This window comes from uncultured Murdochiella sp. (assembly GCF_902488755.1).
GTDB lineage: Bacteria > Bacillota > Clostridia > Tissierellales > Peptoniphilaceae > Murdochiella.
In genome coordinates, this window is sequence record NZ_CABTXF010000005.1 from 21945 (window position 1) to 48721 (window position 26777).

24 protein-coding genes are annotated in these 26777 nt (G+C 50.4%); 22 read left to right on the plus strand and 2 right to left on the minus strand.

Annotated elements, in window-relative coordinates; translation table 11 throughout:
* Positions 1–85: 85 nt before the first annotated feature.
* The 4 genes from RDL68_RS01095 (at position 86) to RDL68_RS01110 (ending at position 3997) form a co-directional block, all read left to right on the plus strand.
* The gene (locus tag RDL68_RS01095; protein WP_308539821.1) at positions 86–748 is read left to right on the plus strand and encodes an HAD family phosphatase; all 663 of its coding nucleotides are present in this window, start codon (positions 86–88) and stop codon (positions 746–748) included.
* A gap of 38 nt (positions 749–786) precedes the next feature.
* Positions 787–1104 (plus strand): Asp23/Gls24 family envelope stress response protein, encoded by a 318-nt coding sequence (locus RDL68_RS01100; RefSeq protein ID WP_308539822.1) that lies wholly within the window; start codon positions 787–789, stop codon positions 1102–1104.
* Positions 1105–1112: 8 nt separating this feature from the next.
* Positions 1113–2534 carry an MATE family efflux transporter gene (locus RDL68_RS01105; RefSeq protein ID WP_308539823.1) on the plus strand — a complete coding sequence of 474 codons (1422 nt, stop codon included), beginning with the start codon at positions 1113–1115 and terminating at the stop codon, positions 2532–2534.
* Positions 2535–3559: 1025 nt separating this feature from the next.
* Positions 3560–3997: a hypothetical protein gene (locus RDL68_RS01110; protein ID WP_308539824.1), complete on the plus strand. Its 438-nt coding sequence runs from the start codon at positions 3560–3562 to the stop codon at positions 3995–3997.
* Between the two features lie 190 nt (positions 3998–4187).
* On the opposite strand, the gene RDL68_RS01115 is transcribed toward RDL68_RS01110, so the two are convergent.
* Positions 4188–4349, minus strand: coding sequence for a hypothetical protein (locus RDL68_RS01115; protein ID WP_308539825.1), 162 nt, complete (start codon positions 4347–4349; stop codon positions 4188–4190).
* 9 nt (positions 4350–4358) lie between these two features.
* Complete coding sequence (locus RDL68_RS01120) at positions 4359–6563, minus strand: alpha-amylase family glycosyl hydrolase (RefSeq protein WP_308539826.1); 2205 nt, start codon at positions 6561–6563, stop codon at positions 4359–4361.
* Between the two features lie 216 nt (positions 6564–6779).
* Between RDL68_RS01120 and RDL68_RS01125 the strand changes: the two genes are divergently transcribed.
* The 18 genes from RDL68_RS01125 (at position 6780) to lon (ending at position 26775) form a co-directional block, all read left to right on the plus strand.
* Positions 6780–7868 carry an ATP-dependent 6-phosphofructokinase gene (locus RDL68_RS01125; protein ID WP_308539827.1) on the plus strand — a complete coding sequence of 363 codons (1089 nt, stop codon included), beginning with the start codon at positions 6780–6782 and terminating at the stop codon, positions 7866–7868.
* 33 nt (positions 7869–7901) lie between these two features.
* Positions 7902–8822, plus strand: coding sequence for an SH3 domain-containing protein (locus tag RDL68_RS01130; protein WP_308539828.1), 921 nt, complete (start codon positions 7902–7904; stop codon positions 8820–8822).
* Between the two features lie 22 nt (positions 8823–8844).
* Positions 8845–10854 carry an NAD(+) synthase gene (gene nadE / locus RDL68_RS01135; protein ID WP_308539829.1) on the plus strand — a complete coding sequence of 670 codons (2010 nt, stop codon included), beginning with the start codon at positions 8845–8847 and terminating at the stop codon, positions 10852–10854.
* Positions 10854–11486 (plus strand): dTMP kinase, encoded by a 633-nt coding sequence (tmk, locus tag RDL68_RS01140; protein WP_308539830.1) that lies wholly within the window; start codon positions 10854–10856, stop codon positions 11484–11486. Before nadE ends, tmk begins: the two co-directional genes overlap by 1 nt.
* 23 nt (positions 11487–11509) lie before the next feature.
* Entirely contained in the window at positions 11510–11836 is a 327-nt protein-coding gene (locus RDL68_RS01145; RefSeq protein ID WP_308539831.1) for a cyclic-di-AMP receptor, read from the plus strand.
* Complete coding sequence (locus tag RDL68_RS01150; protein ID WP_308539832.1) at positions 11833–12741, plus strand: hypothetical protein; 909 nt, start codon at positions 11833–11835, stop codon at positions 12739–12741. Before RDL68_RS01145 ends, RDL68_RS01150 begins: the two co-directional genes overlap by 4 nt.
* A 13-nt stretch (positions 12742–12754) precedes the next feature.
* Entirely contained in the window at positions 12755–13867 is a 1113-nt protein-coding gene (locus RDL68_RS01155; protein ID WP_308539833.1) for a stage 0 sporulation family protein, read from the plus strand.
* A gap of 88 nt (positions 13868–13955) precedes the next feature.
* Positions 13956–14126: a 4Fe-4S binding protein gene (locus tag RDL68_RS01160; RefSeq protein ID WP_308539834.1), complete on the plus strand. Its 171-nt coding sequence runs from the start codon at positions 13956–13958 to the stop codon at positions 14124–14126.
* Positions 14127–14260: 134 nt separating this feature from the next.
* Positions 14261–15118: a 16S rRNA (cytidine(1402)-2'-O)-methyltransferase gene (gene rsmI, locus RDL68_RS01165; protein WP_308539835.1), complete on the plus strand. Its 858-nt coding sequence runs from the start codon at positions 14261–14263 to the stop codon at positions 15116–15118.
* A 275-nt stretch (positions 15119–15393) separates the two neighbouring features.
* Positions 15394–16359: a G5 domain-containing protein gene (locus tag RDL68_RS01170; RefSeq protein ID WP_308539836.1), complete on the plus strand. Its 966-nt coding sequence runs from the start codon at positions 15394–15396 to the stop codon at positions 16357–16359.
* A gap of 140 nt (positions 16360–16499) precedes the next feature.
* Positions 16500–17177, plus strand: coding sequence for a TIGR00266 family protein (locus RDL68_RS01175; protein ID WP_308539837.1), 678 nt, complete (start codon positions 16500–16502; stop codon positions 17175–17177).
* Between the two features lie 204 nt (positions 17178–17381).
* Positions 17382–18782, plus strand: coding sequence for a phosphoglucosamine mutase (gene glmM / locus RDL68_RS01180; RefSeq protein WP_308539838.1), 1401 nt, complete (start codon positions 17382–17384; stop codon positions 18780–18782).
* Positions 18779–20080 (plus strand): CCA tRNA nucleotidyltransferase, encoded by a 1302-nt coding sequence (locus RDL68_RS01185; RefSeq protein ID WP_308539839.1) that lies wholly within the window; start codon positions 18779–18781, stop codon positions 20078–20080. Before glmM ends, RDL68_RS01185 begins: the two co-directional genes overlap by 4 nt.
* Positions 20077–20904: a DegV family protein gene (locus RDL68_RS01190; RefSeq protein ID WP_308539840.1), complete on the plus strand. Its 828-nt coding sequence runs from the start codon at positions 20077–20079 to the stop codon at positions 20902–20904. Before RDL68_RS01185 ends, RDL68_RS01190 begins: the two co-directional genes overlap by 4 nt.
* 70 nt (positions 20905–20974) lie before the next feature.
* Complete coding sequence (gene tig / locus RDL68_RS01195) at positions 20975–22378, plus strand: trigger factor (RefSeq protein WP_308539841.1); 1404 nt, start codon at positions 20975–20977, stop codon at positions 22376–22378.
* Between the two features lie 36 nt (positions 22379–22414).
* Positions 22415–22999 carry an ATP-dependent Clp protease proteolytic subunit gene (locus tag RDL68_RS01200; protein WP_308539842.1) on the plus strand — a complete coding sequence of 195 codons (585 nt, stop codon included), beginning with the start codon at positions 22415–22417 and terminating at the stop codon, positions 22997–22999.
* Positions 23000–23017: 18 nt separating this feature from the next.
* Positions 23018–24289 carry an ATP-dependent Clp protease ATP-binding subunit ClpX gene (gene clpX / locus RDL68_RS01205; RefSeq protein WP_308539843.1) on the plus strand — a complete coding sequence of 424 codons (1272 nt, stop codon included), beginning with the start codon at positions 23018–23020 and terminating at the stop codon, positions 24287–24289.
* 68 nt (positions 24290–24357) lie between these two features.
* Positions 24358–26775 carry an endopeptidase La gene (gene lon, locus RDL68_RS01210; RefSeq protein ID WP_308539844.1) on the plus strand — a complete coding sequence of 806 codons (2418 nt, stop codon included), beginning with the start codon at positions 24358–24360 and terminating at the stop codon, positions 26773–26775.
* Positions 26776–26777 lie beyond the last annotated feature (2 nt).

The window sequence follows — 26777 nt, forward strand, 5'->3', positions numbered from 1 at the left end:
GCCAACGAACGAAGTATCCGCACAATGGGACATAAACGTCGAGGCGATGAAGACATCGCGCCGACGTGCAATAACAGGAGGACGGATGAAAGCCATATTATTTGATATGGATGGCACGCTTTTGGATTCGCAAAGAGCTTGGTATGAAGCGGAAATGGGCTATTTGCGTGACCGGGGCGTGGATGAAAACGATGTGGATTATGAATTACTGTTAACCGCCGGAACGCAGGGGGTGGTCGAGTATCTGAACGACCGGCTGCAGCTGGACTTAGATGCCGGAGCGCTTCGACAGGCAGCGTTGGATGCGATGGAACATTTTTATGCGACATCCGTCATGCCTAAAGAAGGCGTTCGGGAAATGCTTGACGTGCTGCAGGGCTTAGGCATTCCGATGGCGATTGGCTCAGCTACGCCGAAGGAACTCTGTGAATTGGCGCTGGATACGACAAAGCTGCGATCGTATTTTTCCTTTGTCCTCAGCTCATCGTCAATTAATATCGACAAAAGCAGCACACGCTTTTTCACCACAGCCGCCGAGCGATTAGGCGTTCGTCCCGAAGAAGTAGTGGTTTTTGATGATGCCTTGCTGGCGATACGCGCAGCGCGGGAAGCCGGTTGTCATACGGTAGGGGTCAAAGATGAAGGCTATGATCAGGATGAGGACGCGCTTCGTTTAGAGGCGGATGAATTTGTATATTCCTTTGCCGATTGGCAAACGGAGGAATGGGCGAAAGAACAGGCGTTTTGAAGATACACTGTGTACAACCAAAGACGAGAGGAGGAGAGATGAAAGAGTTTGAAGGTGGACGCTGTCTGGTGTCCAATCGAGTGATTGACCAAATGCTTGCGCTTCGGGCTGCCGAGGTGGATGGCGTGCTGGCAGTTGCCGGATTTGATGCAGAATCGGGAACGCTTCGTCGCGGATACGAGCGTTATATTGTTACCGAAACAGAGAATGGGGAATTGGCGACGGAACTATCCATCATGGTGAATAAGGATCGCATCATTGTTCAGGTTGTACGCGATGTGCAGGAAGCGGTCTGCCAGGAAGTTGAGGCGGTATTAGGGTTGGCGTGCCGCCGTGTGAATGTCCATGTTCTGTAAGTGACCACATGATACGCAGAAAACGAAAACTGTTACATTTATTAGAGGGGCCGATTTTACCGCTGCTTGTGCGGTTTGCGGCTCCTTTTGTCATGACCTCGCTCTTTACGACCGTCTATACGCTTACCGACCTTTTTTGGGTGGGACAGGTCGCTTCCGGCGATGCCGTCGCCGGTATCGGCATAATTGGCTTTGTGATGTGGATGGCAGACGCCATTGCTGCCGGCGCACGCACCGGTTTAGGGGTCGTCACCGCTAAGAGCTATGGCGCAGGAAAAGATGAAGATACCTTAGCCCGTACGCTTTCCACGGGATTTCAGGTTGCTCTTATCGCCTCCGTCGGATTCTTTTTATTCGCACAAGCCACACTCTCTACTTTTGTTGATTTTTTCGATCTTGGTTCGAAAATTTCTGCCGTTGCTTTGCGCTATGGACGCATCGTTTTTATTGGGATGCTGTTTAAGATGTTACATTTTTCCTATGCGCAGGCTTTTCAGAGTTTCGGAGATTCTCGCAGTGCCTTTTGGATCAATTTTTGCGGACTGGTCTTTAATGTTCTCGTGGATCCATTGCTCATCGTAGGAGTGGGGCCATTTCCGGCGCTTGGTACAGAGGGAGCGGCGTGGGCAACGACTTTTGCTCAAGTGGGCGTGTTTTTTCTCTTTCGTGCCGTCGCTTCGCACATCGGAAAGCAAACCTCTTTTTCCGAAAATCCCATCGCGGTGTTGCGCCGTGTGCGATTCTTTTCGCCCATGGACCGCCCGGTTGCAGCGGAAGTGGTGCGCATCGGTATTCCCGTGACACTCCTTGTCGGAACATTTTGCATCATTAACATCCTGCTCAGCCGTATGCTTGCCGGCATCGGTGCGATTGCGGTTGCCGTTACGACCATCGGCTCCCAGTTGGAAAGCCTGAACTGGATGACTGCCGATGGTTTTGGGGCAGCCTTAACGGCGATGACCGCCCAAAACATCGGGGCTACAGCGCATGGAGGAAAGCAACAAGAAGAGCGTGTTCATGCCATTATGCGTACAGGGATTCGCCTGATGACTTCCATCGGTTTCGTTATTATGTTGCTTTTCCTATTTTTCGGATGCTCCATTTTCTCCTTTTTTCTTCCCGGTCAAGCGGATGCCGTCGCTATGGGTGGCATGTATCTCTTGCTTTTCTCGCTCTCCGAGCCGTTCATTGCGTATGAAACCGCGGTGACAGCCTGCTTCAACGCCTTCGGAAAGAGCCTTCCTCCGGCGATAAACTCCGTAGTATTTAATCTCCTGCGTATTCCGTTGGGATTGCTCTTGATGCAGCCTTTCGGTGCCTATGGCATTTGGGCAGGGATGAGCCTAACCAGCGTCGCCAAAGGGCTTGTCATTGCCCTGCTTTTCCGTAAATATCAGCCTCGCTTTGCCAAAACCATGGAAGAAATCTGACAAAAGCGCCGCTTTTTCATAAGTTCACCTCTTTTTCGAAAGCACCCCTCTGTTCTCCGAAGGGGCGCTTTTTTTTCGAAAATATCACTCCAGTTTCCAAAATACTTCTCTGTTTTGAAAGCGACCCTGGCAAATGAGGCTTTTTGGGAAATGCCAGGGTTGATGTGATGTGAGTGACCCTGGCAAACGGGCATTTTAACGATTTGCCAGGGTTGTGAAATGAACAATGCCCCTGGCAGATGACCATTTTAACGATTTGCCAGGGGTGAATGAGATGGAAATGACCCTGGCAAATGAGATTTATTGAAGAATGCCAGGGTTGTGAAATGAAAAATGCCCCTGGCAGATGACCATTTTGACGATTTGCCAGGGTTGGATGAGGTGGAAAAGACCCTGGCAGATGAGACTTATTGAAGAATGCCAGGGTTACAAATTGAAAAACGACCCTGGCAAATGAGATTTATTGAAGAATGCCAGGGGTGTGGAATGAAAAGCGACCCTGGCAGATGACGATTTTAGCGATATGCCAGGGGTGGATGGCGTGGAATCGACCCTGGCAAATGAGACTTTTTGGGAAATGCCAGGGTTGTGAAGTGAAAAACGACCCTGGTAAACGACCATTTTAACGATTTGCCAGGGGTGAATGAGGTGGAAAAAACCCTGGCAAATGCGCTTTTGTTGGGAATGCCAGGGTCGATGTGATGTGAGAGACCCTGGCAGATGTGTTTTTGTTGGGGATGCCAGGGTCGATATGATGCGAGTGACCCTGGCAGATGACCATTTTAGCGATATGCCAGGGGGATGGAACGTGAACGACCTCTTAACTATCAAAAGAATGTAGTAATATAGTGTCCATACGTAAAACACCTGTATTTCAAAGGCGTTGATGAGATTTAACAAGTTCGAAATGACTTGTATTTGTTGATTTAAAATGCTTGACATAAGGAATTTACTAGAATATACTAGCGTTACTAGAAACGGCTAGTGTTCGTTAAGGAATATATATTTTAAGAGGAGAATTTTTCATGAAAGTAGGAATAGCTTTACCCGTTACAGAATGGGGGTTTTATGATGTTATTGAAGTATTAGAATTACATTTAAAAAAGTCAATTGAAGCTGGGAGTGTGTACTTCAGTACAGATAATCGGATCTCACCTAAAAAGGCGTCTACAGTTGATTATGTTCTATTAGTGAATAAGAAATTTTCATATTTAGCCGAGTTGGAAGAATATCTATATTTTGAATATAAAGGAAGCCCATCAGATGTAGACGTGTTTGCACCGGAACAATTTGCTACGGATAAAAATAAGCACTGGTTTAGAATCTCTAATATTCATGAAATCAGTAAGCATGAACTAAATTTATTTAAGATGGATAACAAGAAATCAGAAGCAAAATATCATGGAGCAGGGAACTATGTAGAAAACACGGGACGCCTGCAAGTTTTTTATTTTAAACGATAACCGTCTTGAAATGAATGTGAATTTAGATTAGAGAGGGCTGAGCTTTTTTACTTTTTTGGAAAAGCGGGGATGATAGAGGCTAATGGGATAAAGGTATAATTGCTGATATTGTCGGAGATACTATCGGTTCAGAAAAAACTTATAAAAGTTATGAGCTTGAGACGAAAACAACAAAAACAGGGATTGGGAATTAAATCCGCATGAACACGCGCCGCCACCGTCGCCCCAGCGGCGCACCGCATCGAACCGCGCCGCCAACATTGCGCCCAGCGGCGCACCACATGAAACCGCGCCGCCAACATTGCATCCAGCGGCGCACCACATCGAGATGCACCGCCAGAAACGGAATCATGCAGCGTCTTTATTTCTTCTTCGCTTTTGCTGCGCGCAGCGCTTGCTGTGCCATTTTTTCAGCACGGCGCATCTGGTCGATGGCTTGCTGTTCTTTTTCATCCACAGGAAGCGATTCCTGCTCATCGACGTCTAAGTCAACGATGTGTTCCTCTTCGGGAGGAAGTTTTTTCAGCACGACTAAGGTGCGACTGGGCAAGTAGAGGGTGAGCCCCTGATCCCAGTCAATATCATCCATCGGCTCTGTGTGGTAAAGTACATTTTCGGCGATGCGATCATAACCGCCATAGTCTTTACGGTCACTGGTGAAGACGACGCGATAGGTGCCTTCTTCGTTCGTCGGAAAACGCAAGCTTTCGTACGAATTTTGAGGATGGAAATTGTAGACAAAGAGAAGGTTGTTCTTGCGGTAGACAATTACTTTGCGGTCTTCGTAGATACGGATGTATTGTAATCCCTGGGAACTAAAGACCTTCTCTTTTTTCGCAAAACGAAGCATATCGCGGTCAAACGTGGAAAGATAGTCGTATTTCAGCTCTTCATCAAGCATGAGATGCCACTGGCGACGCGCGTAATGGAAACTCCAGCCGTTGCCTTCACGCGGAAAATCAATCCATTCGGGATGCCCGAATTCATTGCCCATGAAATTGAGATAGCCGTCCTGACCGGTCGTCAGGGTGATAAAGCGCATCATCTTGTGCAAGGCAATGGCGCGATCAATGATGAAATTGTCGTCGTCCTTACGCATATGCCAGTAGGCTTGCTCATCCGCCAACCAGAAAAATAGCGTTTTATCGCCTACCAACGCCTGATCATGGCTTTCGGTATAGGCGATTTTCTTTTCTTTCGGACGACGTGTGGTCAACTCATAGTAAATTTTGTGCATGGACCAGTCATAATCATTGGTCTGCATGAGTTTGACCCATAAATCGGGAATGCCGAGGGAAAGACGATAATCAAAACCGATGCCGCAGCTCTCCGGAGGCAGGCATAATCCCGGCATTCCACTCATATCTTCCGCAATGAGTACCGCGTCCCGATTGATTTCATGGACAAGCTCGGTGGCAAGGGTCAGATACGAAACAGCGTCAATGTTGGTATTGAGCGAAAAGTATTTGTCGTAGGTATCAAATGCCGTGCCAAGCCCATGGTCGTGGAAAAGCATCGAGGTAATCCCATCAAAGCGGAAACCATCCAAATGGTATTCTTCCATCCAGTATTTTAGATTGGAAAGCAGGAAATGCAGCACTTCCGGTTTACCGTAATCAAAGCACATGGAATCCCATGCGCGATGAAAGCCGGCATTGCCCGAAAGGAAAAACTGTTCCTGCGTACCGTCAAATTGGTTGATGCCTTCCACCGTATTTTTCACCGCGTGGGAATGGACGAGATCCATATAAACACTCAAGCCGAGCTGATGCGCGGAGTCTACGAGATACTTGAAGTCGTCCGGCGTTCCGAACCAGCTGGAAACGGCAAAGAAATTGGAAACGTGATAACCGAAGCTGCCGTAATAAGGATGCTGCATGATTGCCATGAGCTGAACAGCCGTGTATCCGGCACGCTTAATTTTCGGCAGGGTAAATTCCACAAATTGACGGAAAGAGCTGATTACACCCTCTTCCTGGGCAATACCGACGTGCGCTTCATAGATGAGCGGTGCGCCTTTGGCAGGTTTGAAATCTTGGTCTTCCCAGGCATACTCTTCTTCGGGAGCCCAAACAATGCCCATCCAGTCAACCGAACCGTCCGCATGAACTTCCTGTTCCACGCGACGGCAATAGAGCGGAATCTTAAAGTGGTCTTCGTAATCGTATTGCACCATCACTTTAATGCGCTGTCCATGCTTGAGAGCATCATGCCCTTCAAGACGGATTTCCCAGTCGCCGTTTTCATTGCGATGCAAGGGATGCGTATAGCGCTGCCATTGATTGAAATCGCCTACTAAAAACAGGAGATGCGCAGCCGGTGCCCATTCGCGGTATACCCAGCCGGTTTCCGTGCGATGAAAGCCGTAATAATGATGTCCGTTAGCAAATTCACGCAGGCTTCCGTCCTCGCCCAACAAAAGATGCCGTTTGGTTTCGAGGTTATCCATGCGGAGCTTGAGGTCATTCCGATAGGTATTCAGCCATGGATCAAGATGAAGAATCTTTTCCATTGCTTCTTCACGCCGCTCTTCAAATCCTTTGTGACGCAAATCTTTCGCCGCCATACGTTACTCCCTTCCGGATTGGTGCTTTTCTTGTCTCTTCACAGTATAGCACGTCTCTCTGCTCTGCGTTTTATGCCGAAGGGCGCAGACGGGGCGTGTTAGTTCGACCTGCCGAGGGATGCGCAATCTCTTCCCCTTGCGGCGTATGCAGGGTGCGGCGACGCGGGGGCTATGATAAAATAACAGCATCATTGGGCAGGGAACACGGAGGAAGCTATGAAAAAAAGAATCGGAATTTTAACCAGCGGTGGCGACTGCCAGAGTCTCAATGCCACCATGCGCGGCTTTGCCAAGGCGCTGTTTCGCCTGAACCCCGACGCAACCATTTATGGTTTTGTGAACGGCTATTGGGGGCTGATGTATAACGAATATGTAGAGATGAGTGCCGATCAGTTTTCCGGATTATTGACGCGCGGCGGAACGATATTGGGTACCAGCCGCCAGAGTTTTAAGGAAATGGGCAATCCGGATGAAAACGGCATGAATAAAATCGAGCTGATGAAAGGCACGTATGCTCGTCTGAAGTTGGATGCGCTGGTTGTTTTAGGCGGAAACGGATCGATTAAGTCGGCGCAGCTTCTATCCGAAAACGGCTTAAATGTCGTTGCTTTGCCCAAGACCATCGACAACGATTTATACGGGACAGAGCTGACCTTCGGCTTCCACTCCGCATTGGAAGTGGCGACCAATGCGATTGATTGCGTGCATACCACTGCCGCCTCGCACAGCCGTGTTTTTATCGTCGAAATAATGGGGCATAAAGTGGGTTGGCTGACGCTATACGCCGGCATTGCGGGCGGAGCGGACATCATCCTGTTACCGGAGATTCCGTATTCCGTAGATGCCATTTGTCGTGGCATTGCCCGTCGCCGCAGTCAGGATCATCGTTTTACCATCATTGCCGTCGCGGAAGGCGCAAAATCAGTGGAAGAGGCGCAGCTAAGCAAAAAGGAATACAAAAAGACTCTTTCGCAACGAACAACGACCTCTGTGGCGTATCATTTAGCAGAGGAGATTGAAAAGCATATTCAAGCGGAAGTGCGTGTCACCGTTCCGGGGCACATGCAGCGCGGCGGATCGCCGACCCCGTATGATCGCTTAGTTGCGACACGCTGCGGCGCGGCAGGCGCAGAAGCTGTCATGAAAGGAAAATTTGGTGTTCTCGTAGTGTTCAAAAAGGGAGAAACCAGCACGATTCCGCTCAGTGAGACAGCAGGGAAATTAAAGGCGGTGCCGACGGATCATCCGCTCATTCGCGAAGCGCGATCGGTGGGCATTAGCTTCGGGTCGGAAGACGACGAGTAAACAAAGCAAAACGAAAACGAAAGGAGGAAGAGGTTGCGAAACGAAGAGTATAAGCCCATCGCAAGAGAGGATCGAACGAGACGCATGGAACGTCCTCCGACGGTTAAGGCGGCAGGCAATAAAACGTATCTGCAAAAGATAAAACCGATTCGTCCGGATGCGCCGGGCACGACGGCGGCAAAGAAGAAACCGGCGGCAGGCACAAAAAAGAATGCTGCTCCCAAGCCTCTTCCGCGCGGTTCGCAAAGCGATACACCGGCAATGGATGCGCTGATTCGTAAAACCGAAGCCGAAGAGCTGCGCAAGCGGCGTGAAGCGGAAAAACGCCGTCAAGAGGCAGAAAAGTGCCATCGTCAAGCCGGCGTGAGCGCGGCGAAGAGCCGAACCAACCAAGTCGGCAAGTCCCCGAATGGGCATCCGTCCCAACGAATGGATGCCAAAAAGGGCGCATCCGATGAAAAATCAGGATCTTCCCGTATGCTGATTTCGGTGGCGAGCGTCGCCTTTTTGTTGCTGATTCTTTGGTTTGCTGCGTCGTTCTTTATTGATGCGATGAGCGATCACACGGTCGGAGACGTTCGGGAATCCTCATCGATACAGGAAAGTGATACGGAAGCCCCACAAGAGTCCTCGGCTGCGCAAAGTAGTGACGCTGCACAATCCAGCGAAGAAGAGGAAAGCATCAAGCCGCTTACGGAAGGCGACGCGGATTATCAGAAACCGGACACCTGGATCGGAAAGACGTTCTTGGTGGAAGATGATGCCAATGTCCGCAGTGACGGCGGTACACAGAACAGCATTCTCTTTACGGTAAATCCGGGCGAAAAATTCATCGTCAAACAGGCAAAAATGGTGGATGATGCGGCCTGGGTGCAAGGCATTGCCGTAAAAAAGGACGGCACAAAACAGGAAGGCTGGATTTACTCGTACTGTCTCGGCAATAAGCCGCAGTAAGGGATACGATGGAGGAGGAATTATGCGAGGTTGGATACGAGTAGCGGCGGCGACGCCTCCTTTGCATCCTGCCGATCCGCAGGCGAATGCGGAAGAAATTCGGCAGGTGCTTTGCGAAGCGGACGAACGAGGGGCGGATGTTGTTGTGCTTCCGGCGTGTGCTTTCACGGGAGCCACCCTCGGCGATCTTTTTTCGTTGCAGACGCTGCAGACAGCAACGGAAGATGCGCTGGACGCTATCGTAGAAGCCAGTCGAAACACCCATCCCACGTTGGTGACAAGCGTTGTTCGCCTTGTAGAGAACCAATGGACGGAACAAATTGTGGTGGTGCAAAACGGGATGTGTCGGAATACGGATCGTTTTTCCTTCCGAAATCGCTATGACGGTTCATTGCTCTGTCGCTGTGCGGTGTCTACGCTGTATTCTTTGCCCTCTGCCAAGATGGACGAGGTGTTGCAAGAAGAGACCCATCTGCTGCTGATTCCGGCAGCCATTCCTGCGCAGGTAGGGCAGGCGAGTCGCCTTGCGCAACAGATTACGGCATTTTCCGCTCGTGGTTTGGGCGTGGCGCTTGCCGGTGCAGGAGAACAGGAAACCGGCATAGATACGCTATACGCCGGGGATCGCCTTTTAGCGGAAAACGGACGATTGGTGGCAGATGGCGGAACACTGGGACGCGATCCGTTTTTCTACGGCACGGAGCGCATTGCGCAAGCCCCTCTTGCTAAGGATGCGGCGCATCGTGATGAGGCAAATCTTGACGAGATAAATCTTGACGCAAAGTCTCGTCTTGGCGCAAAACAGCCGCTTCCCGATGCGGTGTTGGGGGAAAGTGCCGTTTATTATGATTTTGATTTGGATGAAATCGCGGCAAGCTGTGCGGAACAGGAAAATACCGACATCGTATTTACCACGCATGGCGAAGCGACAAGAATGGACAGCACAATAAGAGAAACGATACGCAAAGAGGCGGAAAACGCAGAAGAAGATCCGCTTTCCCTGCCCTTGACACCACGTCGGCACGCCGAATGGTGTGTTGTCGATTCCGCGCCGTTTGTGGTGCATACTGCACAAGAATGCGAAGAAATTCTTCAGATACAAGCTCGTGCGCTGGCGCGGCGGATGCGGCACGTGAAGACCCGTCAGGCGTGGATTGGTCTTTCCGGCGGTTTAGATTCCACGTTGGCATTCTTGGTGACTTTGCGCGCGTTTGCCCTCGACGGATGGGATAAACAAGGCATTCATCTCATCAGTATGCCGGCTTTTGGCACGGGTAAGCGCACGCGAAGCAATGCGGCGGCGTTGGGCGAGCTTTCCGGCTGCGATTTTCGGGAGATATCGCTTACGCCGGTGTTGGAATGTCATTTTCAGGACATCGGTCTTGCGGAAGGAGACCGCTCGGTTGCTTTTGAAAATGCACAGGCGCGGGAACGCACCCAGATTCTCATGGATTTGGCGAATTTGCACGGCGGACTTCACGTCGGCACCGGTGATTTTTCGGAAAGTGCGCTCGGCTGGTCTACCTTTAATGGCGACCATATGGCGATGTTCTCGGTAAATGGATCCATTCCCAAAACGCTGGTGCAGGCACTCGTCGCCTATGAGGCAAAGCGTCTTCCTGCTTTCCGGACGGTGTTGGAAGATATACTGCAAACGCCGATTTCTCCGGAGCTGTTACCGGGCGAGGAAGGCGAGATTGCGCAAAAGACGGAAGAAGTCATCGGTCCTTATGCCATTCATGATTTTTATCTCTATTATTTCCTGCGCTATCGCTATGCGCCTGACAAGCTGCTGGCATTAGCGCAGAAAGCGTTCGCGGACGGCTATTCTACCGCCACCCTGCTCTTTGTTTTGCGTAAAATGCTGTCGCGCTTCTTCGCCAGTCAGTTTAAGCGATCGGTCATGGTGGATGGCATTTCGGTGGGACCGATTTCGCTTTCTCCGCGCGGCGGATGGCGTATGCCTTCCGATGTGCAGGCGACCGCTTGGCTTTCAGCGGTGGATCGTTTAGAGGAAGAGGGGGAATGGTAATGCGCGGTTTTTTCATCGCTCTCGAGGGTTCTGACGGGTCGGGAAAGACCACGGTGCTAAAGGGCATTAAAGCGCGTTTTGCACAGAAAGAGATTCCGGTGCTGTACACGCGCGAACCGGGCGGAACGCCCATTGCCGAAAAAATACGCGCTATTTTGTTAGACCCTGCGCATCAGGAAATGGCACCCATGACGGAAGCGCTCCTCTATGCCGCTTCTCGTTCGCAGCATGTGCGCGAAGTGATTTTGCCGGCGTTGGAGGAAGGAAAGATTCTTCTTAGCGATCGCTTTGTATTAAGTTCTCTTGTTTATCAGGGCATTGCGCGCGGGGTTGGTCTGGAAGAAGTTTCTGCCATCAATCGCTATGCGACAGGCGGTTTAGTGCCGGATTTAACGTTGTTCTTGGATGTGGATCCTTTGACCGTCCTGCGGCGAAAAGCCGGACGTGTCGAACAGGATCGCTTGGAGAAAGCGGGTGACGCATTTTTTCAAAACGTTTATAATGGTTACCAACAGGCATTACGCACGATGGAAAACGTGGTGGTCGTAGATGCGTCTCAGTCGGCGGAGGTGGTCATTTCTTCTGCATGGCAAGCTATTGAGGATGCTTTATCGACCGGACGAAACCAATAACGCACCAAGAAAGGAGCCACGCGATGAAACTATTGGTCTGTATTGTTCAGGACAGCGATGCTGCACCGTTAACCGAAGATCTTGTGGAAAATCAGTTCCGCGTTACACGCCTGCCCTCTACCGGCGGATTTCTTAAGAGCGGAAATACAACGTTGCTTCTCGGCGTGGAAGAGATGCAGGTAGAAGAGGCATTGCATATCATTCGCCGAAACTGCTCTCGTCGTAAGACGATTGCGCCCATGATGAGTCCGCAAATTGATCCCAGCTCCTATTCGTCCATTCCGATTGAAATTGAGGTGGGCGGTGCCACCGTATTTCAATTGGATATTGACCAGATGTATCGACTATGAGCAGACTTGCTTCATCCTCTTTGCCGCCGGATTGGCGGCAGTTGTTTCCTTCTTCTTCCGAAGAGGTTTCTCATGCTTATCTTATAGAAGGCAATCGAGAGGAAGCGATCGCATTTGCTCGTGCTTTTGCAGGGCATCTGTTGAAAGAGACAAAGGACGGCTCCGTGGATACCGAACAAGCGTTGGCGTTTCGCGATTTGACGGAGCAAATCGAAGAGAAAATCTCTATCGCGATGGTGCGCGCGCTGACGGCTTCGTTGTATCAACAGCCGTTAGCGAGTCGCTATCGTGTTTTTTTGTTGGATTATGCGGACAATATGCGCCAAGAGGCGCAGAATGCACTGTTAAAGGCACTGGAAGAACCGCCTGCCTATCTGGTTTGGATTTTGGTGGCGCAAAACAGTCGAAAGCTGCTCGCCACCGTTCGTTCCCGTTGTCGCGTGCTCGTTGTTCCGTCGCATAGAACGATGGCGAACGCTTTGTCTGATGAAGTCTCGCCTTCGTTGTCGGAAGAGCTTTCCAAGTCCGCGTTATTGACCGAAGAGGAAGAAAAGGCGTTATTTGCTCTGGTTCGCGCCGGATTTGCCGGGCAGGGAGCCGTGGTATTTGATCGTCGGGACACGCTTCTTTCGCTGGTGGAACGCAAGAACGATTCTCTTGATGCGCTCCATGCCCTTTTGGCGGATATGCTACAATATAAAAGCGTAGGAAACGATTCATTTTTGACACCGGGACGCCGTGCGCGCGTCCGGGAAAGTGCAGAAAAGGTGACCACGGAAGCGATCAGTATCGCCCTTATGCAACGGGAAGAACTTAGTCGCCTTTTGGAAGGCAACGTCAATGCGACGATGGCTTGGGAACACTTTTTTCTGCATCTCGGTAGAGAAGAGAATAAAAATAGATAGTGGGGAATAACGAATGACAGAAGTGATCGGCGTTCGTTTTCAACGCTCCGGTATAATCACCTATGCCAATCCGCAGGGTGAAGTCGTCGCGAAGGATGAAAATGTCATCGTTGCAACCGATCGTGGTGTTGAATACGGAACGATTTGTATAGAGAATATTACGCTTCCGGAGGAGTTGCTTCCGCCGGCAGTGGCGTCGCTCGTGCGAAAAGCGAATGAAGCCGATGCGGAAACCATGACAGAAAACGGCCGTCTTGCCCAGGATGCGCTGGCAATTTGCGCCATAAAAATTGAGGAACACGGTTTGGCAATGAAGCTCGTAGATGCGGAGTATACCTTTGACCGTGATAAACTGATTTTTTATTTCACAGCAGAAGACCGTGTAGATTTTCGTTCCTTGGTGCGCGATCTTGCCCAAAGTTTTCATACCCGCATAGAATTGCGTCAGATTGGGGTGCGAGATCAGGCAAAGATGATTGGCGGTTTGGGACAGTGCGGACAACCGGTGTGCTGTCGTCGCTACATGCGCGATTTTGTGCCGGTATCCATAAAAATGGCAAAAACACAGGGGCTTTCGCTGAATCCGACGAAGATTTCGGGCGTTTGCGGACGACTCATGTGCTGCCTCAACTACGAACAGGATCATTATCTGCGCAATACCAAGCGTGTTCCGGCAAAGGGAACACTGGTTTTGACCGAAGACGGTCAGGGGTATGTGGTCGATCGAGATGTTTTGCAAACGCGCGTTCGCGTGCATGTATACAAGGCGGATGGTTCCGAAGACGAGAAGTATTATGCGGTTAGTGCCATTGAAGTGCTGGCAAAGCGTAAAAAAGGACAGCCCCGTCCCGAATTGCGCGATGAGCGTGATTTGGAAGAACATGAATTTATTCCCGAAGGGCAGAAGATGCCGTCGGAGCAATCGGATTCCCAAAATCTGCAGAATAATGAAGCACCGATGCCATGCTGCTGCGGAAACTGTGCTTCTTCGTCCCAAAACAATGCCGTAGTGGTGATGACATCGGAAGGGGATACAGCGGCAACCGCTGAATCTTCCTCTCCGGAGCGTTACGCCCAAAAAGGGCGCGTCAAGGCGCGTCCCCGTCGAAGAGGACGGCGGCGCTGATTCTTGACAGGGCTTTGGGGAATGACTATGATAATTTTGTGACAGCGTAGGCTGTCGATGGAGTAAATTTCTTGGAGGAGGATGAAACATGGCTTATGTAATTCATGATACGTGTATTGCTTGCGGCACCTGCATTGGCGAGTGCCCGGTCAGCGCGATTAGCGAAGGCGATATCTACGTAATCGATGCAGATGCTTGCATTGACTGCGGATCTTGCGCCGGTGCTTGCCCGACAGGCGCCATCGAACCGGAAGCCTAAGCGCAGACAGGAGGTGCTCAATGAGCACTTCCTTTTTTTATGCCCAAATCCGCGTTTTAGGAGGAACGCATTCTGTGCTTCCTTAACAGGGTGCGTTTTTCGTGTAGACCATCTCTACCGGAAAGGAGGAAACGATGACCGATGTGCATGTATCGAAAAAGGGAGCAGGAATGCTCTATCTTGTGCCGACCCCTATTGGCAACCGACGGGACATGACGCTTCGTGCCTTGGACGTACTGCGCAAGGCCGATGTCATTGCGTGTGAAGATACGCGCCATTCTGTTTTGCTTCTCGAATCCTACGCCATTCATCGTCCGCTTCTTTCCTACCACCAACATAATGAACAGGCGCGCGCAGAGGAGTTGTTGAGGCGCGTGCAGCAGGGGGAGCATGTGGCGGTGATTTCGGATGCTGGTATGCCCGGCGTTTCCGATCCGGGTGGTGTATTGGTGGGCAAGGCGATTGCCAAGGACATTCCCTATACGGTACTTCCGGGCGCATCGGCGGTGCCGGTGGCAGCGGTGGCTGCCGGACTCGGCGATGGACGTTTTGCTTTTTTCGGTTTTTTGCCACGAAAAGGCAAAGCGCGTGAAGAGATGCTAAAGCTGTTGGATACTTTTCCTCTTGCCGCCATTTGCTACGAATCGCCCCATCGCATTCGTCAAACATTGGCAGAACTTGGCGGACGCTGGAAAAACCGATCTTTTGCCGTTCTTCGGGAATGGAGCAAGCAGTATGAAGAAATTCTGCATTTTACCGGCGAAGAAGCGCAAACGGCAGAGATAACGGAAAAAGGCGAATTTGCCGTAGTGATTGCCCCTGCTGAAGAGCCTTCCTCTTGGAAGGATGAAGAGGTCATCGAAGCCTTGAGGGAGAAAGAGGAACAGGGACTTTCCGCAAAAGCGGCGATGAAAGAGGTGATCGCGCTTTCCGGCAGAAGCCGCAACGAGGTTTATCAGCTGCGGGAAGCGTCGCGCGGCAGCCATTCATAGGTAGGTTTATTTTTGAATAACCGTTTTAGCACGGAAATAATCGTGGAAAAAGGGACGAATTGTTACATTATTGTAATAAATCGCCCCTTTTTTGCGCAAAAAACGGGTTTGCGTTTGCAAAGAAATAAGAACGTCTCTATAATGGGAAAGAATTTAGTAACAAAAAGATTACAAAGATAACAGCGCCGTTACCATTTTCGGATCTCGACCATCCGAAAAGGACTGACCATCCTGTGGTATCGAGCGTCCTCGCTGACCACGAGGAGGGAGGCAACATGAACAAAAAACACGCAGCAAAGCGACGTGCGCTTTTTTTGGCGGGCGTCTTGACGTTGAGCGCCATTACCGGCGGTATTGTCTACGCGCAGCGTCCGAAAACCGTACATCTCAATTATAATGGAGAAGCCATCGAGCTGGTTACCAACAAAGAAACGCTGAGAGAAGCGCTTGCCGATGCACAGTTGGCGGACTTGGAAGATGCTAAGCTCAGCGTAGAGATGGACGATGATGTCTTTGATGGAATGCACTTACAAATCAAGACGAAAAAGACCGTTACTCTCCATGACGGCGAAAATCGTCAGACCAAGGTCACCTATGCGACGACGGTGGGGGATTTTCTGGAAGAAAATGACATTGCTGTCGATCAGGATGACGTCATTTCTCCGGCGCGTTCCGAAGCGTTGCATAATGACGATACCGTACATGTGGATCACATTGAGACGCGCATGATTATTGACAACCAAGCGATTCCGTTCAAGACGAAGACCAAGGAAACTGACGAGATGAACATCGGTGAAACCAAGGTGAAGAAAGCCGGCGTTGCCGGAAATCGGCAGACAGTGACGAAGATGGTGCTCAAAAATGGCAAGACCGTTGAAAAAGTAGTTCTTTCCGACACTGTCACCAAGAAAGCGGAAGAGGAAGTCGTACTGAAGGGCACGCACGATCCTTCGCCGACCAGCCCGATGCTGTATACGCTGGGCGAGTTTCAATTCCAAGGGGTTGTTTACTATTCCGATTACAAATACACGTACTATTCCCAGAGCGTATTGCCCGGCGGTGGACTTTCCATTCCCGGTCGCCATGTCAACGCCAACGGGTACGTTTGCGATGGAGACGGCTACATCGTCTTAGCAGGCAGTGCTCCGCTCGGCACGGTATATCCCACGCCGTTCGGTCATTACGGAAAGATTTATGACCGTGGAACGAGTGGTAACCATCTGGATGTTTACGTGCAATAAGCGGTATTGAACGGCGAATCGTTCTGGAATTGGCAGACGAAGCGTACTCCCACCTTGTAAACAAGGTGGGATTTTTTGTGCGAAAAAATGGTACGATGGGTAAAGAAAAATCGGCATTTCCGGAAAAAGGGGGGATAAGTATGCAGTACGAAATAAAAGGGGATAATTTTCCCGTGGTCATTTGTCAGTTATCGAATGGCGAACAGATGTTCACGGAAGCGGGCTCCATGGTGTGGATGACGCCGAACATGGAGATGTCCACGTCCGGTGGCGGCGGCTTAGGAAGTATGTTTTCCCGTGCGCTGTCGGGTGAAAATCTTTTTCAAAACATTTATAAGGCGCGTGGAGACGGTATGATTGCATTCGGCTCCAGTTTTCCGGGAAGAATCTTAGCCATTCCGATGGAAAATGGGAGAGAAATCATTTTGCAAAAACGGGCATTTCTTGCTGCCGAAAGCGGCGTGCAGCTGGCGATGCATTTTCAACAAAAATTAGGTGCCGGCTTTTTTGGCGGCGAGGGCTTTATTATGCAGCGTGTTTCCGGAAACGGTATGCTCTTTGTTGAAGTGGATGGCGAGTACATTGAATATGAACTGCAGAGCGGTCAGCAGATGATCGTGGACACCGGCAATGTTCTTGGTATGGAAGGCAGTGTTTCGCTGGATATTCAACAGGTTAAGGGGATGAAGAATAAGCTGTTGGGCGCAGAAGGCTTTTTCCATACCGTATTAACGGGCCCCGGAAAAATCTGGCTCCAGACGATGCCCATTTCGGGGTTGGCAGGTGCGATCGCGCCTTTCCTTCCATTAAGAAATTGAGAAATATAATGCGGACGGGTCGGACGCCTTTTTTCGACTTGCCGAAGTCGCATCCGATTCCGTTCGCTTCTTCGGCAATCCGATGCGCTCCGTCGTGCTCTGTTCACAGACAGTCGCCGGTGTCTCGTCGCATTCCGTTCCCCGTGGCGGTTCTTGACACCACGACTGCGAAATCGGTATCATGAAGCGATAAGGGAGGTAGCCATGAAATACTTTGGAACAGACGGCTTTCGCGGAGAAGCGAATCAGTCGTTAACCGCGATACACGCGATGAAAATTGGACGATATCTCGGTGCGCATTTTCTGAAATTACAGAAAGAAATGCGCGTATCTCTCGGCGCAGGGCATAATATGCCCGAATGGGCAGAAGAAAAACGGCCGTGCATTGTGATAGGCAAAGACACGCGCCGCTCAAGTTATATGTTGGAAAATGCTTTGGCAGCCGGCATCACATCCAGTGGATGCGATGTCAATCTCATGCACGTTACGACCACGCCTTCCGTTTCCTATGCGGTGCGCGCGGATAATTTCTGCTGCGGTATTATGATTTCCGCCAGCCATAATCCGTTTTATGACAATGGCATTAAAATCATCAACAGCGCCGGCGGAAAAATGGAAGAGGAACTGTTAGAAGAAATCGAACGGTATATCGACGCCGAAACCGACGACTTGCCTCTTGCCGAGCGTGGAGAAATCGGCATGGTGGAGGATTATTCCCGTGGACGCAATCGCTATATCGGCTATCTGATTCAGACGGTGCGTCGTTCGTTTAAGCGGATGCGCGTAGGATTGGATTGCGCAAATGGCGCATCTTTTACGGTTGCCAAAAACGTCTTTGACGCTCTTGGAGCAGAGACGCATGTGATTCACGACCATCCCAACGGCCTCAACATTAACTTAGATTGTGGATCCACCCACATGCAAAGTCTGGTCGATTTGGTAAAGGCGCAAAAGCTTGATTGCGGTTTTGCTTTCGATGGCGACGCGGATCGCTGTATTGCGGTGGATAATCACGGCAAAGTGGTGGACGGTGACGCAATTCTTTACATTTGCGGAAAAGAAATGAAGGCGAATGATGCGCTTCCGGGCAATACCGTTGTGACGACCATTATGTCCAACTTTGGCTTGTATAAAGCATTTGAACGGGCAGGCATTGACTATGTCAAAACGCCTGTTGGCGATAAAAATGTTGCTGCGGAAATGTTTGAACACGGGTATGCTCTCGGTGGAGAGCAATCCGGACACATCATCTTTTCCAAATATGCCACTACTGGCGACGGTGTATTAACGGCGATTCGTCTGGCGGAAATTATGGTGGAAAACAAAACCGATCTTGCTTCGTTGCATCAAGATTTGATTCACTATCCGCAAGTGTTGCGTAATCTAATGGTGGAAGATAAAGAAGGCGCTCTGGCAAATGAAAAAGTGCAGCGTGCGATTGCTGAGGCAAATCGCGTTTTGGGCGAAGAAGGACGCAGTGTGGTGCGCGCTTCGGGCACAGAACCGCTGATTCGCGTGATGGTGGAGCATCTTGATAATGACTTGTGTGTTGATATGGCAGACCATATTGTACAGGCGTTTCGCGATGAAGGGTTCACCGCATGAATTTTCCGGACGAGGCACTTCTCGTCTTGCACCGTTTAGAGGATGCGGGTTATGAAGCCTGGATCGTAGGCGGCGCAGTACGCGATGGGCTGATGGGGAATACCGCTTCCGATATCGATTTGGCGACCAATGCGACGCCGGAACAGATTGAGAACGTATTTTTTGCCGAGCACACGCTGGATGTGGGCAAATCGTTTGGCACCATTCGCGTGGTAATGCCCAAAGCAGTATACGAAGTAACGACGTTTCGGGCGGAAAGGGACTACCGTGACGGTCGTCATCCGCAGGAAGTTCGCTATTCGCAGCATTTAGAAGAAGATTTGAAGCGGCGTGATTTTACGATGAATGCGATGGCGTGGCATCCCAAACGGGGGCTTCGCGATCCCTTTGGTGGCGAGCGGGATTTGCGGCAGGGGCTTCTGCGTGCGGTCGGCTGTGCCGAGGAACGTATTGCAGAAGATGCCTTGCGTATGCTTCGTGCCGTGCGTTTTGCGTCTCGCTTTCAGTGGACAATGGAGTCTTCTTTGAAGGAGACTATTCAAGCGCAGCATGAACGCATTCGCTTTGTGTCGATAGAACGCTGCTATGAAGAGTTGGAGCGTATGTTGACGGGAAAACATCCCGATCAGGCGCTTGTTTTATTGGAAGAAACGGAACTTTGGGTGTCCCTTTTTGGCGAACAATCGGAGAAGGGCAAAGAGATGTCGCTTTCACTAAACGAGGTATGCATGCCTTTTCTTTGCACCTTGCCGCCCATTCCTGCCCTGCGTTGGGCTGCCTTGGGTTTCGGCTGCTCTTTTGCTTCCTCGGACGAGGAAGCGGCACTTCGAATGGTGCGCATCGATGGCATTTTACGCCGATTAAAAACGTCTACTCGTTTACGGGAAGAAGTACGCCTTCTTCTTCGAGAGGCATATCGTCCGTTACCGGAGACGCTCGCGGATACAAAACGTTTGATGGGGCGAACAAAACCACTGCACCACGATCTTCTTACTTTTCTTCACGCCGCAAGCGAGACGCTACCTATATCCTCGCAGGAAAGAGAGAAGCGTCTTTCGACGGTTTTGCGCGTCGAGAAAGAAATACACTTTGTTGAAGAACACCATTTGCCCGTGGAGCAGAAGGATCTTGCCCTTGGCGGGGCGGATCTCCTTGCCATGGGGATGAAACCCGGAAAGCCGGTGGGCGAAATGCTATCGTGGCTTTTAGAACAGGTAATTGACGGAAACGTGAAAAACGAGGCTTCTGTATTAGCCGGTGCGGTTCGACAGAAGAGGGAAGAAGGAGAGCGCGAATGAAAAGAATCGTGGTGACGGATTCCAGTTGCGACATGAATGACGCTTTAGCAAAAGAGATCGCGATTCAACGTGTTCCCTTTGCGCTGACCTGCAACGGTAATCATTATATCGACGACGGAAACATGGACATTGATGCGTTTTTGGCGGATGTGGATGCGTCGGATACGGTCGCGCAAAGTGCCGCCATGTCTCCACAGCATTTCCTGGATGCCGCAGGCGATGCCGAGGAAGTGTTTTTCTTAACGATTTCCGGAAGATTGAGTAGCGCAAATAACAGTGCTGAAATCGCCGCTCGTGAATTGCGTGAGGAGGGCAGAAAAGCCCACGTTTTCGACAGCAAGGCGGCAGCGGCAGGCGAAAGTGCCTATCTGTTTCGCTTGCATCAATTGATACAGCAAGAATTATCTTTCGAGGAAATTTTGGCGAAAGAAGAAGAGATTGCCCAAACCAACCACACCTATTTTGTGTTAAACAATTATGGAACGCTCATGAAATCGGGACGTTTGCTGCGCCTCGCCGGCAACATTCTCACCACCCTTTCGGTTCGTCCGATTTGCTGTGGCGTAAATGGAGACATTGGCTTAAAGTCCATTGCGCGTGGCATGGATCGCGCGGTGATGCGTATGGCGGAACACATTGCAGCAGAAGAGGTTCCGTTTGCCGAGCGAACGCTCTTTATCACCCACATTCGGGACGCGGAAAGAGCGGAACAAGTGAAACGGGAAATTCTTGCCCGCGCGCCCTTTGGACGGGTGGAAATCGTAGAAGGCGGAGGACTCAATGCGTGTTATGCGAACCGGGGTGGCATCGTGGTTGGCTTTTAGTCGTCCCCTTCTCGTTGTGCTATAATGAGAAAATCTGATTGAAAAACAAAGCGTAAAGGAGTAATGAGGAATGGCGAAACTGGTATCACAAGAGAACAATCGAGCCGTCTACACGTTGGAGATTGCTTGGGACACTTTTAATGCAGAGATCGAGAAAACGTATCAAAAGAATAAGCACCGTTTTCCCATCCACGGCTTCCGCAAGGGCAAAGCACCACGCAAGGTTATTGAAATGAATTATGGTGAAGGCGTGTTCTACGAAGATGCGCTCAACAGCCTTTTGCCGGAACAAATCGAGCAGGCGACCAAAGAGCTGGAGATTGAGGCTATTGGTCGTCCGGATGTGGACGTCAAAACGCTTGAAAAGAAACAGCCGGTTGTGATTGAAGTATCCACCGATACCATGCCGCATCCCGAACTTGCCGACTATAAGGGAATGGAAGTCGAACGCCATCCTGTAACGGTTGATGAGGCAGATGTAGATCGCGTGATTCATGCGGAACAAGAGAAAAATGCGGTGATTCGTCCGGTTGAACGAGAAGCGAAGTTGGGCGATACCGTGCAGATGGATTATGCCGGAAGCGTCGACGGCGTTGCTTTTGAAGGCGGTACTGCCGAGAAGCAGACGTTGGAGCTGGGGTCCGGCGCCTTCATTCCGGGATTTGAAGACCAGATTGTCGGTCACAAAGCCGGAGAATCGTTCGATGTGAACGTGACCTTCCCGGAGAAATATCATGCCGAAGATTTAGCAGGAAAAGATGCAGTTTTTGCGGTTACGCTGCATGAAGTGCAGGAAAAAGAGATTCCGGAAGCGAACGATGACTTTGCCCAGGATGTTTCTGAATTTGACACCATGAAAGAGTACCGTGAATCGGTACGCAAGAATTTGCTGGAAAAGGCAGAGGAACAGGATCTCAACCGTCGTCAGTCGGATGCCTTGGCAAAGCTCGCCGAGCTTTCGCATGTCGAAGCACCGCAATCCATGATTGATGACCAGGTGGATGTGGAATTGCGTAATATGGCGAATCAAATGCAGCAGATGGGCATTTCCTTCGAGCAGTATATGCAATACAGCGGACAGAGCATCGAGATGCTGCGTGCGAATTATACGCCGTCCGCTCGTACGCGCGTTCAGGCGGATCTCGTTTTGGCAAGCCTTGTAGAAGAGCAGAAGTTTGAAGCGAGCGAAGAAGAAATCGAAAACGAGATGAAGGAAATTGCCGAAACCTACGGCGCGAAAGACCCAGAAGACTTCCTTCGTCGCATGAAAGAAATGCACCAAGAAGACTTGGTGGCCGATGATATTCGCAAGAAGAAAGCCCTCGATTACTTGCTGGAGCAGGTAAAGTGGGTAGATGCGCCGGAAGAAGAGAAAAAAGAATCGGCAGAAGCGGAAAAGCCGAAGGCAACAAAAAAAGGCGCAAAAAAAGACAGCAAGAAGAAATCGGTGAAAGAAGAAAAAGAAGAGAAATAAAACGGATCCAAGCATCCAAACGGAAAAGAGGAAAATATGCCTTTAATTCCTACGGTGATTGAAACGACCGGACGCGGTGAACGTGCTTACGATTTGTTTTCGCGTTTGCTGGAAGAACGTATTATTTTTGTGACCGGTCCGATTGAAACACAAATGGCGAATTTGATTGTTGGGCAGCTTTTGTTCCTGGAACATAAAGCGCCCAACAAGGATATCCAGCTGTATATCAACTCACCCGGCGGAGAAGTAACCGCGGGTTTAGCGATTTACGACACCATGAACTACATTAAAAGCGATGTCTCGACGATTTGCGTCGGCATGGCAGCCAGCATGGCGGCAGTATTGCTCGCCTCCGGCACAAAGGGCAAGCGCTTTGCTCTGCCGAACGCAGATGTGATGATTCACCAGCCGTCCGGCGGCGCACAAGGTATGGCGTCGGATATTGAAATTACAGCAAAGAAGATTATCGAGACCAAGAAACAGCTAAATCGGATTCTGGCAGATGCGACGGGGCAAACGCTCAAAGTCATTGAGCGGGACACCGACCGTGACCGTTGGCTGAATGCGGAAGAGGCGATGAAATACGGTCTCGTAGATCAAGTCATTACCTCCATGAAGTGAGGAGAACAAGGAGGCGAAATGGCGGATTTTCACGAAGATCCGGTGCGCTGCTCATTCTGCGGAAAATCGGCGGATGAGGTCGAACAGATTGTCGCCGGACCGGGCGTTTATATCTGCAACGAGTGCATTGACCTGTGTCATGAAATGACGCAGGAACGTGCGAAACAGACAAAAAAGGCGAAAGCGACTACGCGCAGGCTGCCTACGCCCGAAGAAATTAAGCGGGCGCTGGACGATTATGTCATTGAGCAGGAAGAAGCGAAAAAGGTGCTTTCGGTAGCGGTGTATAACCACTATAAACGCATCTATCGTCAGGATGAGACGGCGGTGGACATCCAAAAGTCCAACATTTGCTTGATCGGGCCAACCGGTTCGGGCAAAACATTGCTTGCGCAGACGCTGGCAAAAACGCTGCAAGTGCCGTTTGCTATCGCCGATGCGACTACGCTGACGGAAGCGGGCTATGTTGGTGAGGATGTGGAAAATATTATCCTCAAACTGGTACAAGCAGCGGATTATGACATTGAACTTGCCGAGCGGGGGATTATCTATATTGATGAAATTGATAAGATAGCCCGAAAGTCCGAGAATCCTTCCATTACGCGCGATGTTTCCGGCGAAGGTGTGCAACAGGCGCTACTGAAGCTGATTGAAGGAACGGTTGCCAATGTGCCACCGCAAGGGGGACGAAAACATCCCAATCAGGAATTTCTCCATGTCGATACCTCCAATATTCTGTTTATCGTCGGAGGCGCTTTTGCCGGCATTGAGAGGGTAATCAAGGATCGTCGTGAAAAGAACCCTATTGGTTTCAATCAAACGGTGGTAAACCATTCCGACGAGAGTGTTTCGGAGACGCTGCACAACGCTATCCCCGAAGACCTTATGAAATTCGGATTGATTCCTGAACTCATCGGGCGCGTACCGGTATTGGTGGCGCTTAACGAGTTATCGGTGGAGACGCTGGAGCGTATATTAACGGAACCGAAGAACGCCCTGATTAAGCAATATCAGGAACTGTTCCGCATGGACGATTGCGAGTTGACCATTACGCCCGAAGCGATTCATGCGATTGCGGAAAAGAGCTTTTCCCGTAAGATGGGCGCACGCGGCTTGCGTTCCATAATGGAATCGGTATTGATGGACGCTATGTACCACGTTCCCGGCGATCATCGCATTCGTCAGGTTGTGGTGGACGAGGACAATATTACAAACGATACGCCGCTTGCGTTATTGAAGCAGACTGAAATGCAGGGACAGCAGAAAATGGCGCTCCATGCGAAAGAATAACGACAGGCATAGAAGAATTGAGCGGCGATGAACAGCCGGGCAACCGGCTGTTTTTGTTAGGAGAAACCATGTTACCTCAATATTATGAAGCGAAAAAAACGGTATTGCCCATATTACTGGCACGTGGTTCCGTGGTCTTTCCGAATCAGGTGATTCATTTTGATTTGGAGAGCGAAGAGGCGGAAAGCGTTCTGGAGTGGGCAACGCGCAATCATTCGCCGGTGGTGGTCGTCTCGATGCTGGATCCCACCATTGAGGAACCAAAATTGGGCGATTTTGCCGAATTTGGCACGATTTCGACCATTCGCCAGTCCTTCCGTCTTCCCGGTGGACCGAGCAAGGTTGTCGTCGAGGGGAATGCGCGCGCCAAAATCACGCGCATTGTGCGCACCGATCCATACATCGAAGGAGAAGTGCTGGAATACACGTATTCTCCGAACCGCGTCGAGCAGGACGAGAAACTGAAAAATGTGATGCGCTTGACGGCGAATGCCGCGGTCAATTATCTGAAAGAATCCATGCAAGTGCCGGAAGTTTTTCTTTTCCCCCTTTTGGACGCAGAAGACCCGGGAATGCTCAGCGATGAATTGGCTTCTCATTTAGATCTTCGTCACGACGAAGAACTGGATTTATTGGAAGAACTGGATTTACAAGAGCGACTGTATAAACTGCGGGCGGATATTTCTCTGCTGACGAAGCTGTCGCGTTTGGATAAAGAAATCAATGAAAAGGCACAGGAACGCCTTCAGCAGTCGCAAAAGGAATTTGTTCTGCGTGAGCAGATCAATATTTTGCGTGAAGAGTTGGGGGAAGCCGAAGGGGATCCGGACTCGTTGGTGGAGGAGTATAAGGAAACCTTTGACAAGCTCCCTCTTTCGGATGAAGCACGGGCAGCGGTCGAAAGTGAATTGGACAGACTCGCGTATCTGTCGCCGATGTCTCCGGATGTGAACGTATCGCGCACGTATTTGGATACGTTGGCAGCCCTTCCCTGGGGCAAGTATACCGAAGACGTGGAAGATTTGTCCTACAGTCGAAAAATACTGGATCGAGACCATTACGGTTTACGAGAAGTCAAAGAACGCATTTTGGAGTTTATTGCCGTTAGACAGCTGCGCAAGGACTCCAAAGGCTCCATTCTTTGTTTCGTGGGGCCTCCGGGCGTGGGCAAAACCTCCATTGCGCGTGGCATTGCCGCCGCCATCGGACGAAAATTCGTGTCGATGCGTTTAGGTGGCGTTTCCGATGAAGCAGAAATTCGCGGACACCGCAAGACGTATGTGGGGGCTATGCCGGGTCGCATTATTTATCACATGACTAAAGCGAAAAGCATGAATCCGGTGTTTTTGTTGGATGAGGTGGATAAGATTGGCAGCGATTTTCGCGGAGATCCTGCGAGCGCGTTGCTGGAAGTGTTGGATCCGGAACAAAATACGGCGTTTCAGGATCGCTTTTTGGAGATTCCCTTTGATTTATCGCAGGTGATGTTCATTACAACCGCCAATACGACGGAAACCATTCCGCGTCCGTTGCTGGATCGTATGGAAGTCATTCGCATTGAGGGGTATACGGACCGCGAAAAAATGGTCATTGCCAAGCGCCATTTGCTTCCGAAAGCGCGCAAAGAAAGTGGATTGACCACCAAACAGATTTCCTTCCCACCGGCTATTCTGGAGGATGTGCTTCATTTTTACACCCGTGAAGCAGGTGTGCGTGAATTGGAGCGTCAGATTGAAAAAGTCTGCCGTCGTGCGGCGAAACGCATTGTGTTGGGCGAAAAAACGGTGCATATCGGAAAGAGAACATTACCCGATTTTCTGGGAATGCCCAAGTATGCGGATGAACCCATAGCCAAAACGCCGCAAATCGGTGTCGTGAACGGTTTAGCGTGGACAGAGGTGGGTGGCGAAATCCTCAAGGTGGAAGCCAATCTCATGACCGGTCATGGCGGCGTACTGACGACGGGATCCATTGGAGATGTCATGCGCGAATCGGCGCAGCTTTCGCTGTCGTTTGTGCGCGCCAATGCGAAACGCTACGGAATCGATCCGGGATTCTATAATTACTATGATACGCATATCCACATGCCGGAGGGTGCGGTGCCGAAGGATGGACCTTCCGCCGGCGTGACCATCCTTACGGCATTGGTTTCGGCGTTAACGAAGCGTCCGGTGCGTAACGACATTGCCATGACAGGCGAAATGACCCTAACGGGGCAAGTGCTTGCCATCGGCGGCGTGAAAGAAAAAATCCTGGCGGCAAGACGCTATCACATTTCGACGATTTTTCTGCCAAAAGAGAACCATCGCGATTTGATGGAAATGGAAGACGAGGTAAAAGAAGGCTTGCAATTCGTGGAGATTTCTCACGTTGATGAAGTCCTTCAGGCGGCGTTGCTTGAACCGATGGAAAGCAAAAAGCCCATCGTATTTCAGGCGGAAGAAAAGACGCACGATCTCGGCTTTCGTGTTGCGGACGGGAGATAGAG

Bases quoted from the DNA above. Each gene is read 5' to 3' on its own strand.
- RDL68_RS01095 (WP_308539821.1), top strand. From the start codon at position 86: ATGAAAGCCATATTATTTGATATGGATGGCACGCTTTTGGATTCGCAA.
- RDL68_RS01100 (WP_308539822.1), top strand. From the start codon at position 787: ATGAAAGAGTTTGAAGGTGGACGCTGTCTGGTGTCCAATCGAGTGATT.
- RDL68_RS01105 (WP_308539823.1), top strand. From the start codon at position 1,113: ATGATACGCAGAAAACGAAAACTGTTACATTTATTAGAGGGGCCGATT.
- RDL68_RS01110 (WP_308539824.1), top strand. From the start codon at position 3,560: ATGAAAGTAGGAATAGCTTTACCCGTTACAGAATGGGGGTTTTATGAT.
- RDL68_RS01115 (WP_308539825.1), bottom strand. From the start codon at position 4,349: ATGATTCCGTTTCTGGCGGTGCATCTCGATGTGGTGCGCCGCTGGATG.
- RDL68_RS01120 (WP_308539826.1), bottom strand. From the start codon at position 6,563: ATGGCGGCGAAAGATTTGCGTCACAAAGGATTTGAAGAGCGGCGTGAA.
- RDL68_RS01125 (WP_308539827.1), top strand. From the start codon at position 6,780: ATGAAAAAAAGAATCGGAATTTTAACCAGCGGTGGCGACTGCCAGAGT.
- nadE (WP_308539829.1), top strand. From the start codon at position 8,845: ATGCGAGGTTGGATACGAGTAGCGGCGGCGACGCCTCCTTTGCATCCT.
- tmk (WP_308539830.1), top strand. From the start codon at position 10,854: ATGCGCGGTTTTTTCATCGCTCTCGAGGGTTCTGACGGGTCGGGAAAG.
- RDL68_RS01145 (WP_308539831.1), top strand. From the start codon at position 11,510: ATGAAACTATTGGTCTGTATTGTTCAGGACAGCGATGCTGCACCGTTA.
- RDL68_RS01150 (WP_308539832.1), top strand. From the start codon at position 11,833: ATGAGCAGACTTGCTTCATCCTCTTTGCCGCCGGATTGGCGGCAGTTG.
- RDL68_RS01155 (WP_308539833.1), top strand. From the start codon at position 12,755: ATGACAGAAGTGATCGGCGTTCGTTTTCAACGCTCCGGTATAATCACC.
- RDL68_RS01160 (WP_308539834.1), top strand. From the start codon at position 13,956: ATGGCTTATGTAATTCATGATACGTGTATTGCTTGCGGCACCTGCATT.
- rsmI (WP_308539835.1), top strand. From the start codon at position 14,261: ATGACCGATGTGCATGTATCGAAAAAGGGAGCAGGAATGCTCTATCTT.
- RDL68_RS01170 (WP_308539836.1), top strand. From the start codon at position 15,394: ATGAACAAAAAACACGCAGCAAAGCGACGTGCGCTTTTTTTGGCGGGC.
- RDL68_RS01175 (WP_308539837.1), top strand. From the start codon at position 16,500: ATGCAGTACGAAATAAAAGGGGATAATTTTCCCGTGGTCATTTGTCAG.
- glmM (WP_308539838.1), top strand. From the start codon at position 17,382: ATGAAATACTTTGGAACAGACGGCTTTCGCGGAGAAGCGAATCAGTCG.
- RDL68_RS01185 (WP_308539839.1), top strand. From the start codon at position 18,779: ATGAATTTTCCGGACGAGGCACTTCTCGTCTTGCACCGTTTAGAGGAT.
- RDL68_RS01190 (WP_308539840.1), top strand. From the start codon at position 20,077: ATGAAAAGAATCGTGGTGACGGATTCCAGTTGCGACATGAATGACGCT.
- tig (WP_308539841.1), top strand. From the start codon at position 20,975: ATGGCGAAACTGGTATCACAAGAGAACAATCGAGCCGTCTACACGTTG.
- RDL68_RS01200 (WP_308539842.1), top strand. From the start codon at position 22,415: ATGCCTTTAATTCCTACGGTGATTGAAACGACCGGACGCGGTGAACGT.
- clpX (WP_308539843.1), top strand. From the start codon at position 23,018: ATGGCGGATTTTCACGAAGATCCGGTGCGCTGCTCATTCTGCGGAAAA.
- lon (WP_308539844.1), top strand. From the start codon at position 24,358: ATGTTACCTCAATATTATGAAGCGAAAAAAACGGTATTGCCCATATTA.